The organism is Vibrio chagasii (assembly GCF_002954585.1).
Classification (GTDB): Bacteria; Pseudomonadota; Gammaproteobacteria; order Enterobacterales; family Vibrionaceae; genus Vibrio; species Vibrio chagasii_A.
Genome location: NZ_MSCI01000002.1, coordinates 2,178,923 through 2,193,632 on the forward strand (window position 1 = coordinate 2,178,923; position 14,710 = coordinate 2,193,632).

Here is a 14,710-nt window from a genome sequence, read left to right on the forward strand (position 1 = left end):
GGCAATATTTAAACAAACCTGTAGATTATACACGAACTCTGTGGTTATTTCAGAATCTTTATTCTAATAAAAAAAACCGCGCAAACGTTTGCTCTTCATATTCAAGCCCTGTTAGAATAGCGCCGTTTTCACATCCAACTTAAGTTCGAGGACTATCCCGTGAGTGGTAATACTTCTTCTCTAAGCTACAAAGACGCTGGTGTTGATATCGACGCAGGTAATGCACTAGTAGACCGTATTAAAGGTGCAGTAAAACGCACTCGTCGCCCTGAAGTAATGGGCGGTATTGGTGGCTTTGGCGCCCTATGTGAACTTCCAACGAAATACAAAGAGCCAGTACTTGTTTCAGGTACTGATGGTGTTGGCACTAAGCTTCGCCTTGCTTTGGATCTGAAAAAACACGACACCATTGGTATCGACCTAGTGGCGATGTGTGTGAACGACCTAATCGTTCAAGGTGGTGAACCTCTATTCTTCCTAGACTACTACGCAACAGGTAAGCTAGATGTAGATACAGCTGCAGATGTTGTTTCTGGCATCGCTGAAGGTTGTGTTCAAGCTGGTTGTGCACTAATCGGTGGTGAAACCGCTGAAATGCCAGGCATGTACGAAGGCGACGACTACGATGTTGCTGGCTTCTGTGTTGGTGTAGTAGAAAAAGCGGACATCATCGACGGTACTAAAGTAGCTTCTGGCGACGCACTTATCGCTGTTGGCTCAAGTGGCCCACACTCAAATGGTTACTCTCTAATTCGTAAAGTACTGGAAGTATCTGGTGCAGATAAAAACGAAGAGCTAGAAGGTCGCACTATCGGTGAACACCTACTAGAACCAACAAAGATTTACATTAAATCAGCACTTAAGATGATCGCAGAGCATGACATCCATGCTATCTCGCACATTACTGGTGGTGGTTTCTGGGAAAACATCCCACGCGTACTTCCGGAAGGTACTAAAGCAGTGATTGATGGCAATAGCTGGGAATGGCCTGCTATCTTCAACTGGCTACAAGAGAAAGGCAACGTGGAAACATTTGAAATGTACCGCACTTTCAACTGTGGTGTAGGCCTTGTTGTTGCTCTACCTAAAGACCAAGCAAACGCTGCTGTTGAACTACTGAAAGCTGAAGGCGAAAACGCTTGGGTTATCGGTGAGATCGCAAACGCTGAAGCAGGCGAAGAGCAAGTTGAAATCAACTAAATGAGCACTTCACCTAATTAATCAATGAGGACCGAATGGTCCTCATTTTGCTATTTGGCCCACAGAAACCCTTAGTTTATGTAGGTAGATTGTAAACAGTTCAATTAATCAATCATATGACCCACTTTATGAAAAACAATCACTCTCAGAAAACCACTCAGTCTCAGAAAAATATCGTTGTGTTAGTTTCAGGAAGCGGCAGTAACTTGCAGGCGATCTTAGATGCCTGTGATAGCAATATGATTGATGCTTCAGTCAAAGCTGTCTTCTCAAACAAGGCAGAAGCATTCGGCTTAGAACGAGCAAAAAATGCTGGCGTCGCTGCACGTTCAGTGAACCCAAAAGATTTCGACTCGCGTGAAGCGTTTGATCATGAGTTGATGATTCAGATCGACACCTATCAACCAGACTTAATCGTACTGGCAGGCTATATGCGTATCTTGAGTTCAGAATTTGTTCGTCACTACGCAGGAAAAATGGTCAATATCCACCCTTCTCTATTACCTAAATACCCTGGTTTACATACCCACCAACGTGCGATTGATGCAAAAGACAAAGAACACGGAACAAGTGTGCACTTTGTAACAGAAGAGCTTGACGGTGGCCCTGTTATCTTACAAGCCAAGGTTCCTGTGTTTGAGGACGATGATGCCGAGCTGCTAGCGGGGCGAGTACTCACTCAAGAGCACGCAATCTATCCGATGGTTTGTAAGTGGTTCGCAGAAGACCGTTTATCTATGGTTGATGGACAAGCGGTGTTAGACGGAAAAGTGCTAGGCAAACACGGTTACGCAGAAGAGTAGTATCGAGAATACAAAAAGGCCGTTAACTGACAAGTGCAGTTAACGGCCTTTTTATCGAATCAAGTAATGAGACGTTTAGCTCAATGGTTCAGTAGGCGCTTGGCTTGCAACCTTTTTAGGGGCATAAGCGACATCTTCCAGCTCTTTGTGGTTATTACCAATCAATTCACCAGAATGGAACAAGGCGTATTCACCCGGCTTCATTCTAAACCACTCTTCATTACCAGTAAGGGGTTGAGTAGCCACTACCGTTACCACATCATTCGGTGTGGTTTCTTCTTGGAAGTTAATCTCGACGTCTTCATCGATCAAGCTCGCGTTACCAAAAGGCGCACGTCTCGTAATCCAGTACAAGTGATTGGTACAGTATGTCATTACGTACTCACCATCGCTCAACAACATGTTGAAAACGCCTTTCTCTCGCAGCTTATCGCAACACTCAGCAACAAAGCGGAACATGCCTTCCATGTCTTGTGGTGGTTCAGGAAAACGCTCTTCTAGTTGCTTAAGTAACCAACAGAATGAACGCTCGCTGTCGGTTTCACCAACCGGTCTAAAACGCCCACTCACTAAGTCATCGTAATCTGATAGTTGGCCATTGTGAGCCAATGTCCAGTATCGTCCCCAAAGCTCACGAGTGAAAGGGTGTGTATTCTCTAGATTAACACCACCACGGTTGGCTTGACGGATGTGACTAACAACAGCTTGGCTTTTAATTGGGTAGTTTTGAACCAATTCAGCGATCTTAGATTCACAGCTAGGGTTAGGATCTTTAAAGGTACGAAAGCCCTTGCCCTCATAAAAGGTAATCCCCCAACCATCACGATGTGGGCCAGTATTGCCACCGCGCTGCATAAGACCAGTGAAGCTAAAACAAATATCCGTTGGCACATTCGCGCTCATACCGAGCAATTCACACATGGTTTAATCTACTCCCTATTAAAACCAATAGAGCCAAAAACCTAGGCTCTAAATGTCTGTAAAACTGTTATTCCATCTCTTTTTCGACAAGCTGAATCACAATATGGATGATCTTAATGTGAATCTCTTGAATGCGGTCTGCGTAACCAAAATGTGGTACTCGAATTTCGATATCCGCACAACCCGCCATTTTACCGCCGTCTTTACCAGTCAGAGCAATCGTCTTCATGCCTTTCGCTTGAGCTGCTTCAATGGCTTTTAGGATATTGCCTGAGTTACCTGAAGTTGATAAACCAAACAACACATCGCCTTTACGGCCAACCGCTTCTACATAACGAGAAAATACGTGGTCGTAACCGAAGTCATTACTCACACAAGATAAGTGGCTAGGGTCTGAAATCGCAATACCAGCGTAGCCTGGGCGGTTTTCACGGTATCGGCCAGTCAGCTCTTCTGCAAAGTGCATTGCATCACAGTGTGAGCCACCATTACCACAAGAAAGCACTTTACCTTCCTGTTTGAATGAGTCAGCAATCATTTTTGCCGCTGCTTCAATTTGAGCAATATTATGATCATCACTCAAAAACTTGTTAAGAACGTCAGCAGCTTCGTTCAATTCACTTTTGATTAGGTCTTGGTACATAAGGCTTATCTCTTATTTTTATGACACAGATTAGCGTGCGCGATATGAGAGCTGAGGTTTTTTCCCTCTTTTAACTGAGTTTACCCACAAACATGAAATAGTGTCGACAGTTAAGCCCAAAGATTGCCATCTTAATTAGTCAGTCATCGCTAATTCGTCCAAATAATCGCCACCAACCTCTCACAATTAGAATTTTAACTCTACTAAGATCACTTTTTATTCAACTTGGAGTTTTACAAATATTTAATATTTCGTTTACACTTGACTGGTTAGACCTCTTACCTAAAACTTAATAACAATAAGTGATCTCTGAAAAGGAAATCGATCATGGATATATTGCTCTCCCTACTCGGCATGACAGCTATCTTAGGTGTCTGTCTCTACCACAGAGTTAGCTTGGTACGCGCATTAATCGCACTAACTGGCGCGATGGTAGCTTTAACACTATTCGGCGACGTAGCGGTTACTGGCTGGCTCTGTTACCTATTAGCGGTTGCTATTTTGGCTGTACCAACCATTCGACAAACTCTCATCAGCCAAAAAGCACTTTCTGTATTTAAGAAAGTACTGCCGGCGATGTCTCAAACAGAAAAAGAAGCACTGGAAGCAGGTACTGTTTGGTGGGAAGCAGAGTTATTCAAAGGCAAACCTGAGTGGAAAAAACTACAGAACATCGCTGAACCAAAACTTTCTGAAGCGGAACAAGCGTTCCTTGATGGCCCAGTAAACACAGTGTGTGAAATGGTCAATGATTACCAAGTCACTCATGAGCTTGCTGATTTACCACCTGAAGTGTGGCAATACCTGAAAGATCACAAGTTCTTTGCGATGATCATCAAGAAAAAATACGGTGGCTTAGAATTCTCAGCTTACGCTCAATCTTTGGTTCTACAAAAACTAACGGGCGTATCTAGCGTACTGTCATCAACCGTTGGTGTACCTAACTCGTTAGGCCCTGGTGAACTGCTGCAACACTACGGTACTGAAGAGCAGAGAAACCACTACCTTCCGCGCTTGGCTGAAGGTAAAGAGATCCCTTGTTTTGCGCTAACTAGCCCAGAAGCAGGCTCTGATGCGGGTTCAATCCCAGATTACGGTGTGGTTTGTAAAGGTGAATGGCAAGGCGAAGAAGTTCTTGGTATGCGCCTGACTTGGAACAAACGCTACATCACTCTGGCACCGGTTGCGACCGTACTGGGTTTGGCCTTTAAACTGCGCGACCCAGAAGGCTTACTGGGCGACCAGCAAGATCTTGGTATCACCTGTGCGCTTATCCCAACTGATTTGAAAGGCGTGGAGATTGGCAACCGCCACTTCCCACTGAACGTTCCTTTCCAAAACGGCCCAACGCGAGGTGACGATATTTTCGTTCCTATCGATTTCATCATTGGCGGCCAGAAAATGGCAGGCCAAGGTTGGAGAATGCTGGTTGAATGTCTGTCAGTGGGCCGTGGTATCACACTGCCATCAAACTCAACCGGTGGTATCAAAACAGCAGCACTTGCAACTGGCGCTTACGCTCGTATTCGTCGCCAATTCAAACAACCAATTGGTCGCATGGAGGGCGTTGAAGAGCCACTTGCACGCCTAGGTGGTAATGCTTATGTCATGGATGCTGCAAGTAACCTGACCGTAGCTGGTATTGACCTTGGTGAAAAACCTTCAGTTATCTCTGCAATCGTGAAGTATCACTGTACGCACCGTGGTCAACGCAGCATCATCGACGCAATGGATATTGTAGGCGGTAAGGGTATTTGCTTGGGTCCATCGAACTTCCTAGCTCGTGGCTACCAAGGTTCACCTATCGCGATTACCGTTGAAGGCGCAAACATCCTGACTCGTTCAATGATCATCTACGGTCAAGGTGCGATTCGTTGTCACCCTTACGTTCTTAATGAAATGGAAGCAGCATACTCTGAAAGTAGCGATGCTCTAGACAAGTTTGACTCAGCATTAGCAGGACACGTTAGCTTTACGCTAAGTAACCTAGTTCGTAGTTTGTGGTTTGGTTTAACTGATGGCCGTGGCTCGGACACACCAACGCCAGCCAATAGCGCCGATAAACAGACAAAACGCTACTACCAACAGCTGAACCGTTACAGTGCTAACCTAGCGCTACTGTCTGACATTTCAATGGCTGTATTAGGCGGCTCACTGAAACGTAGAGAGCGTCTATCTGCTCGTCTGGGTGATATCCTGAGCCAACTATACCTAGGTTCTGCGACACTAAAACGCTTTGAGAGCGAAGGCAGCAATGCAGAAGATCTACCGCTAGTACACTGGGGTATGCAAGATAGCTTGCGTCAAACTGAAGTGGCAATTGATGAGTTCTTAGCAAACTTCCCCAACCCAGTGGTTGGACGCCTTCTGCGTGTTGTATTGATGCCATTTGGTCGTATCCGTCGCGCACCAAACGACAAACTTGATAGCCAAGTCGCACACATCCTACAAACACCGAGTGCAACACGCTCACGTATCGGCCGTGGTCAATACTTAGCGGATACTCAGTACAATGCAGTAGGTAAGATCGAGAAAGCATTGGAGGTTATTCTTCAAGCTGAGCCTCTGTTCGACAAAGTCTGTAAAGAGACGCATCAGAAACGCGCCTTCCTACGACTGGATTTGGTCGCTCAATTAGGTCTTGAGAAAGGTATTCTGACTGAGAAAGAAGCGGCACTGTTAGAGAGTGCAGAGCAACATCGACTGTACACCATCAACGTTGATGACTTCTCACCAGAGGAGCTAGCAGCAAAGCCACAGTATCCAGACCAATCGATTGATAACGTAGCTTAGATTTTGTTTTAGAAACAAAAACGGGACTCCAATGAGTCCCGTTTTTTTGTTCAAAATATAGGTGCTTGTATGTGACCCAAGTCAGGGGTTAAGTAGCTCTCTCAAAACAACTCAATTACTTGGGTGCCTTAAGTTGCATCTCTGGTTGAGCTCTTTTCTTAGCGGTCACTTTGCGAACCACAAACCAAATCAGTAAGCCCAAAAGAATCGCAACCACATTGCCAACTCCAATAATAATCATACTGCGCTTTCTATCCTCTTCGCGTTTCTTCAGTATCATCATTTCAGTGGCAATTCGCTTCTGTTCCGCTAATGCCTCTTCTTGCAGACGGCGGGATTCCGCTAAGTCAATATCTTGAACCACACTGTAAGAGTGCTCAGTAATAGGAAACGTTAGTGGACGCTGGCTAGAAGCATCGGTGGCATACACCATTCCCGACCAGTTATAAATCCCAAGATCACCATTGTAAGGGATCTCCAAAGGCACCTTCATCGCATCGACATCCGCTTGGCCTTGCTTATACATCACATACTCATCTGGTGCTTTGTGCTCAACGTGCACCGCTAACGAACTCGGCGCAATCATGCCTTGCTCCCCAGAGACCACGATTGTATGAGGCGAGCCTTCTTTACGAGATTGAATAAAGGTAGTGGTGATAGGTGTTGGGTAAACTAAGACTTCTTGCTCTTGCGCTCGCAAAAATACGCCATTACCGGAAGTGATGCGTGCACGGTATTTGCCCGGCTCTATATCGATAGGCAAAGAGACTGTGAAGACGCCGTCCCCTGCTTTTTCATCAAGATAAACGCCATCGTCAGCGAATTCACCCATCACAACTGGGACTGGACGCGCTTCTCTCACTAAGGATTCTTCATTTTCGACAAACTTAGTAAACGTCACCTTGAGCTTCACTCGGTCAAGGAAATCACGCAGTACCAAGGGCTTACCGTCAGAGGTGAGACGGGCGGTGAATTTAATACGCTCTGTCTGGTACAGCTTGTCTGGAAATTCGTTCGCATCCAAAACAAGATGAGACAGTAGCTTGATATTGTTCTTAGGAGAGACCTTACCTACCGCTTGCCATGGGCCTGGCATCGGCTTATCAATAGAGACAATGTCCATTGAAGATTCTTCATACCAACGGACATTATCAGCGTTACGCCAAGAGTAGTATTTCTTACCGTCAGGACGGACTAAGACGACAGGTTTAGAGTTATCGGCTCGATAAATTATAAAGGTAATTTGTTCTATGCTGGGATCAACTCGGAATCGGTTGTCCAATAAACTCATTACGGATTCTGTTGCCGCGTGCAAGCTAAAGCTTAACAGCAGCAAACAACCGGTAGCCAATACCCTTAACATACTTTCTCCCTACTGACGCCAGAGGCAGCTTCCGCTTTTCTCGACGAGATCTAAACGACTTTGATGCGCTTCTATTTCATCGGCCGTTGCTCGTAAAACCTTTAGGGATTTTCGACCACTTTCTACTCTTCGGATACTTTCTACGCCGCCTTCTTGCTGACCAGCGTTAAATTGCAGTGACGTTTGTCCACCCGTCATCAATAGGTAGACGTCGGCTAGGATCTCCGCATCGAGCAAAGCGCCGTGGAGTGTACGGTGCGAGTTATCGATGCCATAACGTTCACATAAGATATCTAGATTGTTTCTTTTACCCGGGAATATCTTTTTCGCCATGTCCAGGGTATCGGTAACTTTACAGTAATCGTCTGTCTTACCGATCGTAGGATCCAGTTTCTCAAACTCGTAGTCCATGAAGCCGGTATCGAAGGGCGCGTTGTGTGCCACCAGCTCAGCGCCTTTGATAAAGTCGAGAAACTCTTTATGGATGTCTTGGTATTCTGGCTTATCAACCAAGAATTCATCAGTGATACCGTGAACGCCAATCGCCTCTTCTTGAATCGCACGATCTGGCTTAATGTAAACGTGGAAGTGACGCCCAGTTAACTTACGGTTGATGATCTCTACGGCACCGATCTCGACGATGCGGTGACCCATGTAGTGAGGGCCACCTTCGGTATTCATACCGGTTGTTTCGGTATCGAGTACAACGATGCGCTTGTTTTCATTCGAACTGTTTTTTTCGTTCGCGGTTTGTTCTGGAGTGCTACTGGTATTCATAAGGATAACTGTGTCAGACTATGCCGATAATGTGCTTCAGGTAATAGTATCAAATCATGACGAAACAAGTTGAAATTTTCACTGACGGTTCTTGTTTAGGCAATCCAGGGCCTGGCGGCTATGGCATCGTACTTCGCTACAAGAAAGTAGAGAAGACACTCGCGCAAGGCTATACCCTAACGACCAACAACCGCATGGAAATGCTCGCTGCTGTTGTGGCACTACAAACCCTCAAAGAGCCGTGCTCGGTGATTCTGACTACCGATAGCCAATATGTTCGTCAAGGCATTACGCAGTGGATACATAACTGGAAAAAGCGCGACTGGAAAACCGCCGACAAAAAGCCGGTGAAAAATGCCGATCTGTGGCAAAAGCTCGATAAAGAGACAGCACGTCACACTGTCGATTGGCGTTGGGTGAAAGGACACGCAGGTCACCGAGAGAATGAAATGTGTGATGAGCTAGCTCGTACCGCCGCAGAAAATCCAACCCAAGAAGACACGGGCTACCAGCCAAGCTAATATTGGGAGCGAGTAAAGATATCCGATAGTAAAAAGCCGACTACGAGTCGGCTTTTTCTGTTTTTAGCGGGCGCAGCGCACGAATGGAATGCAACGTGCAGCGAGTATCGGTCCTAAAGCTAGCACCAACCGGAGAGAAGCGTCGTTTAAGGTGCCAGTGTGGCTTAATAGGCTTGAGTGGATAGGTGCGCTTGCGAGCGACAATAAAATATTGGCTTCCAGCAAACGAGGCGCAGCCGCCTAACGCGTTCTCAAGCCAGGTCCACATCGCTTGATACTTACTCATCGGGAACAGTGCATAGGTATCACAATGAATGACTTCATAGTTCAGAACGCCCAACCAGTCTTTTACGCGACTTGGCGTATACATTCGCCCGCTCCACGGTAAACTGTTCTTGCGCCACGGCATTAAACTGGCAAGCCCGGTGACACTGAATGGGTTAAAGCCGGTGATGATAATATAGCCATCGTCCATCATCACTCGGTCGACTTCTCTTAATAGTCGATGTGGGTCGTTGCTATAATCTAATTGATGACTAAGTACCACAACATCAAAACTTTTCTCCAAAAAGGGCAAATTATAGCCATCCGCTATCACATTATGTAATGGGTTCTGGATATCTAGGTTTACTTGATGTTGAATGTTGCATGTGCAGCTAGAAATCTCACTGCTGAGACCGCCGAGCTTGAGCATATGGTAACCAAATAACTTTGGGCACCACTCATCGAGTCGAGTTTGAATTGATTCTCTCAACCAGTCCCCATTGTGCAATTGTGCCCAAGTGTAAGGACGCTCAAACTTCTTTCTGCTACGTGCTGGCTTCATCAATAATCTGTCTCACTTATTCTGTCGCACTGAAAGTGACTGGAGAACCAATAATGTTACATATCAAAAGCATACCTGCATTTAACGACAATTACATCTGGCTGATTGAAAATAGCGATCGCCGTTGTGCTGTCGTCGACCCCGGCGATGCGGCTCCAGTATTAGAGTACTTAGCACACCATGAGCTAACTTTAGATGCAATCTTGATTACGCACCACCACCACGATCACATTGGTGGCGTTCCAGAGTTAGTTAGACAATTTCCAGGTGTTGATGTTGTGGGTCCGAAGAATGAGCCTATCCCAACATTGACACATCCAGTGGATGATGGAGACCAACTGGAGTTGTTTGGCGAAGTGTTCTTGGTTCTTGGGCTAAGCGGGCACACGGCGGGCCATATCGGTTACGTTGGTGATGCAAAGCTATTCTGTGGCGATGTACTGTTCTCAGCGGGCTGTGGTCGCATCATGGAAGGCACTCCACAACAGATGTTTGATGCATTAAATAAGATTACGGCGCTTCCTCAAGAAACCGAGGTCTATTGTGCACATGAGTATACAGCAGCCAATATCGCTTTCGCACTTGCAGTTGAGCCAGATAACCAACATTTGCAGCAATATCGCGACCAAGTGAACCGACTTCGCGCACAAAATAAGTCGACCATCCCCACAAATTTGAGACAAGAGAGGTTTGTAAACCCTTTCTTGCGCTACACCGAACCAAGTGTAGTGAAATCAGTATCTAATCGCACTGAACAGACCGACCCTTTGTCGGTATTTACCGCTTTACGTGCGTGGAAGAACGAATTTTAACAAATACAGACTTGTCACTTATAGGGAGTGGCAAGTATTATCATCGGCCGTTTATTAAAAAGGCTGTAACATGCGAGTTAAGTACAGCTGGGCTTTGGTATTACTACTATCTGGTTGCCAATTAACTCAGTCAGAGAATCCAGACCAAGCTTCCGAGCAAACCAACACACCTCCTACAGAAGTTTCTCAAGCGAACGTTTCACCTGAAGCGACCAAAGAAGAACAAAAAGTTGAAGCACCTGTCGTCACTCCACAAACACAAGAAGATGTTTGGAAACGTATTGCGATGCAACTTGAAATGGAAGTACCAGACCAAAAGAAGGTCGACTACTACCGAACTTGGTATCTAAAACACCCTAGTCATCTAAAAACCGTCTCCAAGCGAGCTGAACCTTTCCTTTACTTGATCACCACCAAGATCGAAGAAAGAGACCTACCTTTAGAACTGGCACTGCTGCCGGTTGTTGAAAGCTCATTCGACGCATTTGCCTACTCTCACGGCAGTGCTGCTGGCCTTTGGCAATTCCTCGCTGGCACGGGTAAAGACTACGGACTTGAACAGAACTTCTGGTACGACGGTCGTCGCGACGTTGCCGCTTCAACCGATGCTGCTTTAGATTTTCTAACTGACCTAAACAGACGTTTTGATGGCGACTGGCAACACGCAATCGCTGCCTATAACAGTGGTGGTGGTCGTGTGAACAGTGCAATCCGTAAGAATAAGAAGCTTGGCAAACCAATCGACTTCTTCTCACTGGACCTACCAAAAGAGACCAGTAGCTACGTACCTAAACTGCTGGCACTAGCAGACGTGATTGCCAACCAAGAAAAGTACGGTATTGATATTCCTGCTATCCCAAACAAGCCTGTACTGACTCTGGTTAACCCAGAAGAGCAACTGGATTTGGCTATTGCTGCGAACTACGCAGGCATTCAAGTAAAAGAGCTGCAAGGCTATAACCCTGCATATAACCAGTGGGCGACAGCACCAGAAAAGCACCAAAAGCTATTACTTCCTTTAGACTCAGTTGAAAAATTCAACAAAGAAGTAGCAGCCAATAAAGGCAAAGGCATGAAGCTGGTTCGTTACAAGGTTCAGTCTGGTGACAGCATCAGCGTACTGGCAAGCAAATACAACACCACCAGCAAAGTGATCCGCACTGCCAATGGTTTGAACAACAACAACATTCGCATCGGTCAACACTTACTGATCCCTACTTCGACCAAAGACGATAAGGCATACGCGCTAAGCGCTTCAAACCGTCTAGCAAGCACACAGTCAAAGAGTCGCGGTCAATACAAGCTAACCCACAAAGTAAAAAGTGGTGACAGCTTATGGACCATTGCTCGCGCCAACAAGGTATCCCACCAATCACTTGCTAAGTGGAATGGCATGGGACCACGCGACACCTTACGAATTGGTCAAGAACTGGTCATCTGGAAGAACGGTTCTGACGGCGCCATCATCCGCACCATCTTCTATAACGTAAGATCAGGTGACACAGTCAGCGGTATTGCATCAAAGTTCAAGGTAAAGAGTTCAGATGTTGTAAAATGGAACACTTTGCAGAACCAGAAATACTTACAGCTAGGACAAAAGCTTAAGCTGTATGTTGATGTAACTAAGGTAAGTGTATGAACCCGTCAAGTAACCCACTCGTCATGCTGTTGGATATATTCCGTTCACCAACAGCTTGTTTCTTAGCGCTTTATCAGCGAAGCGCTTGGGGATGGCAACCCTACGTCGTATTAATGCTCAGCCCATTTTTATTTTGGGGTGCTTATTTTTCGAATGTAGATTTTGCTTGGTTAAGTGCAGAGCTATCAAAGCAATTAGCTCAAACAAACCCAGACCAGTTGGCGTTACTTGATAGTAATACCCTACTCGCCAGTGAAATCATCAACGATGTGTTTAGCCGCACGCTCACTATCGTTCTGTTGGCATTTTGGTTTAACCTTGCAACCAAACCTAGTCAATATCAGCATAGCTTTTGGCGATGGTTTGCAGCGGCATCGATTATCATCTTCCCAGCAGTTTTAGGTGATATCGCGAGCTACGCCAGTCTAATTCTAAAGCACGGTCATGTGATGAACTACGCCGCCGACTTAAACAGCCTAAACGGCTTAATCAAGTTACCGCTTACTAGTGATTGGTCACAATTTGCTAGCTCATTACCACTGCTACTGCCATGGTACATCGTACTTGGTTACGCTGCTGTATTAACGTGGACAGAGTTTGAGCGTGGACAAGCACTGGTGATTTCAGGCTTGCCGTGGATTGGCTATTACTTAATCTGGGCTATCTACATTTTAGTTTCATAGATACCCGTTACTTAGTGTTAGCTTTACGCTATTTAGCCTTAAAAGTGACTAACATTGGATTATGATCAGAAGCGTCCGTCATGGGCGCTTTTGCTTTTTCTACCTCTAAGCCACGATAAAACACATGGTCTAGCACTAGCCCCGTTATAAATTGAGTGCGATTATCCGGCTCAAAAGCGACCTCAGCCAAACCTACCTTTTCCAATGCCTCTTTCAATACGGTAAAACGAGCCTCACTCCAACTGTTAAAGTCACCGGCAAAAATAACTGGTCCACGATATTTTTGTAGATTGTCGGTTAAGCTCTTGAGTTGAGCTTCATAATCCTCGGTACCAAAGGTAAAGTTCACGGCGTGAATGTTGATCACCGCCAACTCTTTACCATTACTCAACTTGTAACGTGACCAAAGAGCAGACTTAGGTAACTGCAACCAAGGCTCTTCATGAGTATAAGCACAAGCCTCGATAGGTAAATGAGTTGCGAGGTTAAGCACACCAGCACTTTTTTCAAATGCCTCAAACGCATTGACTCGAGTACTTCCCCATTGACCACTCGTTACCCACTGACGAAGTCCATCCGTCATGCTCGCTTCTTGTAGCAGTACTAAATCGCTTCCCGCTGTCAGCTTATTGAGTTCCGTCTGCCAATGACTACGGTTTTGCTTATAAATATTCCACACGGTGAGACTTAAGCCGTCAGACACATCCAGCGCTTTAGGTTCAGAGTTTTGGTAGCAACTGTAGATGTCACTGCTGGTATTTGGAGAAGACGTGATTAGATTTGGTTTATTCGGGATAACAAAAATAAAGTGAAAACTTACGACGGCAAGTGTTATCAACAGCGTGATAACTATGATGGTTTTCTTGAACATACAACACCCTACCAGAAATGAAAAAGGAGCGATAAACGCTCCTTTTAGGGTAATAGTTTTTTTATACGGCGTCTTCGTCTTCTTCGCCAGTACGAATACGTACCACACGTTCAACGTCAGTGATGAAGATCTTACCATCGCCAATTTTACCAGTTTGAGCCGTCTCGATAATGGTATCAACACATTGGTCTGCTACTTCATCAGTAACAACGATCTCTAACTTAACTTTAGGCAAAAAGTCGACCATGTACTCTGCGCCACGGTATAGCTCAGTATGACCCTTTTGGCGTCCGAAACCTTTAACTTCAGATACTGTCATACCCGTAATGCCCACTTCTGCAAGCGCCTCACGTACATCATCAAGTTTGAATGGCTTGATAATGGCTTCAATCTTTTTCATGTTCATCCCTTAAACTGTACGAATGGCTCATTATCGGATAGCTATAGTAAACATTCAATGAAAAAAGCCAGAGCTTTAAAGCTCTGGCTCGAAATTCATCGTATTGTTTAATCTGTACTTTAAGAAGGGTTTACTTAAGGCTTGCGTAGTAAGCAGCTAGATTAGCGATGTCTTCATCATTCAGCATTGAAGCTTGAGCCTGCATGACAGCAGCCAAACCGCCGGTACGCTGGCCGTTCTTATATGCGTTGATTGATGAAGCAATGTATTGCTCGTTTTGACCTTTAAGGTTTGGGTAACCCGGGATCACTGCGATACCGTCAGCACCGTGACAAGCTGCACATACTGCTGCTTTTGCTTGTCCTGCAGCAACATCACCTGCCAGAGCATTACCACTCAATAGTCCAAGTCCAAGAACTAATCCTAGTGTAATTTTTTTCATTGCATATTCCATTAAT

Annotated in this window: 15 protein-coding genes; 7 read left to right on the forward strand and 8 right to left on the reverse strand. The window is 45.5% G+C overall.

Translation table 11 applies throughout. From position 1 onward, the window contains the following. Positions 1-159 precede the first annotated feature (159 nt). A complete protein-coding gene (purM, locus tag BTO10_RS18155) occupies positions 160-1,200 on the forward strand; it encodes a phosphoribosylformylglycinamidine cyclo-ligase (protein ID WP_105025418.1) in 1,041 nt (346 codons plus the stop codon). A gap of 128 nt (positions 1,201-1,328) precedes the next feature. Continuing rightward, on the forward strand, positions 1,329-2,003 hold the full coding sequence (gene purN / locus BTO10_RS18160) for a phosphoribosylglycinamide formyltransferase (RefSeq protein ID WP_105025419.1): 675 nt from the start codon (positions 1,329-1,331) through the stop codon (positions 2,001-2,003). 75 nt (positions 2,004-2,078) lie between these two features. Here purN and BTO10_RS18165 read toward each other — a convergent pair whose 3' ends face one another. Together BTO10_RS18165 and lpcA are read right to left on the reverse strand one after the other, a co-directional pair. Further along, positions 2,079-2,924: a class II glutamine amidotransferase gene (locus tag BTO10_RS18165; RefSeq protein ID WP_105025420.1), complete on the reverse strand. Its 846-nt coding sequence runs from the start codon at positions 2,922-2,924 to the stop codon at positions 2,079-2,081. A gap of 67 nt (positions 2,925-2,991) precedes the next feature. Beyond that, positions 2,992-3,567: a D-sedoheptulose 7-phosphate isomerase gene (lpcA, locus tag BTO10_RS18170; protein WP_004738621.1), complete on the reverse strand. Its 576-nt coding sequence runs from the start codon at positions 3,565-3,567 to the stop codon at positions 2,992-2,994. Between the two features lie 327 nt (positions 3,568-3,894). On the opposite strand from lpcA, the gene fadE reads away from it, so the two are divergent. Further along, positions 3,895-6,360: an acyl-CoA dehydrogenase FadE gene (gene fadE / locus BTO10_RS18180; RefSeq protein WP_105025421.1), complete on the forward strand. Its 2,466-nt coding sequence runs from the start codon at positions 3,895-3,897 to the stop codon at positions 6,358-6,360. Between the two features lie 115 nt (positions 6,361-6,475). On the opposite strand, the gene BTO10_RS18185 is transcribed toward fadE, so the two are convergent. Further along, positions 6,476-7,723: a TIGR03503 family protein gene (locus BTO10_RS18185; protein WP_105025422.1), complete on the reverse strand. Its 1,248-nt coding sequence runs from the start codon at positions 7,721-7,723 to the stop codon at positions 6,476-6,478. A gap of 9 nt (positions 7,724-7,732) precedes the next feature. Further along, positions 7,733-8,500 (reverse strand): DNA polymerase III subunit epsilon, encoded by a 768-nt coding sequence (dnaQ, locus tag BTO10_RS18190; RefSeq protein ID WP_105025423.1) that lies wholly within the window; start codon positions 8,498-8,500, stop codon positions 7,733-7,735. Between the two features lie 56 nt (positions 8,501-8,556). Here dnaQ and rnhA point away from each other — a divergent pair, with 56 nt between their 5' ends. Then, on the forward strand, positions 8,557-9,021 hold the full coding sequence (gene rnhA / locus BTO10_RS18195; RefSeq protein ID WP_008222935.1) for a ribonuclease HI: 465 nt from the start codon (positions 8,557-8,559) through the stop codon (positions 9,019-9,021). Positions 9,022-9,061: 40 nt separating this feature from the next. Here rnhA and BTO10_RS18200 read toward each other — a convergent pair whose 3' ends face one another. Then, positions 9,062-9,847 carry a class I SAM-dependent methyltransferase gene (locus tag BTO10_RS18200; protein WP_008222934.1) on the reverse strand — a complete coding sequence of 262 codons (786 nt, stop codon included), beginning with the start codon at positions 9,845-9,847 and terminating at the stop codon, positions 9,062-9,064. A 53-nt stretch (positions 9,848-9,900) separates the two neighbouring features. Here BTO10_RS18200 and gloB point away from each other — a divergent pair, with 53 nt between their 5' ends. The 3 genes from gloB to BTO10_RS18215 all read left to right on the forward strand — a co-directional run bounded on the left by gloB (position 9,901) and on the right by BTO10_RS18215 (position 12,981). After that, the gene (gene gloB / locus BTO10_RS18205; RefSeq protein WP_004738614.1) at positions 9,901-10,659 is read left to right on the forward strand and encodes a hydroxyacylglutathione hydrolase; all 759 of its coding nucleotides are present in this window, start codon (positions 9,901-9,903) and stop codon (positions 10,657-10,659) included. Between the two features lie 70 nt (positions 10,660-10,729). After that, entirely contained in the window at positions 10,730-12,298 is a 1,569-nt protein-coding gene (locus BTO10_RS18210) for a LysM peptidoglycan-binding domain-containing protein (RefSeq protein WP_105025424.1), read from the forward strand. Then, entirely contained in the window at positions 12,295-12,981 is a 687-nt protein-coding gene (locus BTO10_RS18215) for a YIP1 family protein (protein ID WP_105025425.1), read from the forward strand. Before BTO10_RS18210 ends, BTO10_RS18215 begins: the two co-directional genes overlap by 4 nt. A 28-nt stretch (positions 12,982-13,009) precedes the next feature. On the opposite strand, the gene BTO10_RS18220 is transcribed toward BTO10_RS18215, so the two are convergent. From BTO10_RS18220 to BTO10_RS18230, 3 genes are all read right to left on the reverse strand, one after another. Beyond that, positions 13,010-13,852 carry an endonuclease/exonuclease/phosphatase family protein gene (locus BTO10_RS18220; RefSeq protein ID WP_105025426.1) on the reverse strand — a complete coding sequence of 281 codons (843 nt, stop codon included), beginning with the start codon at positions 13,850-13,852 and terminating at the stop codon, positions 13,010-13,012. Between the two features lie 61 nt (positions 13,853-13,913). After that, on the reverse strand, positions 13,914-14,252 hold the full coding sequence (gene glnB / locus BTO10_RS18225; RefSeq protein ID WP_004738609.1) for a nitrogen regulatory protein P-II: 339 nt from the start codon (positions 14,250-14,252) through the stop codon (positions 13,914-13,916). 130 nt (positions 14,253-14,382) lie between these two features. After that, on the reverse strand, positions 14,383-14,694 hold the full coding sequence (locus BTO10_RS18230) for a c-type cytochrome (RefSeq protein WP_004738608.1): 312 nt from the start codon (positions 14,692-14,694) through the stop codon (positions 14,383-14,385). Between the last annotated feature and the right edge of the window lie 16 nt (positions 14,695-14,710).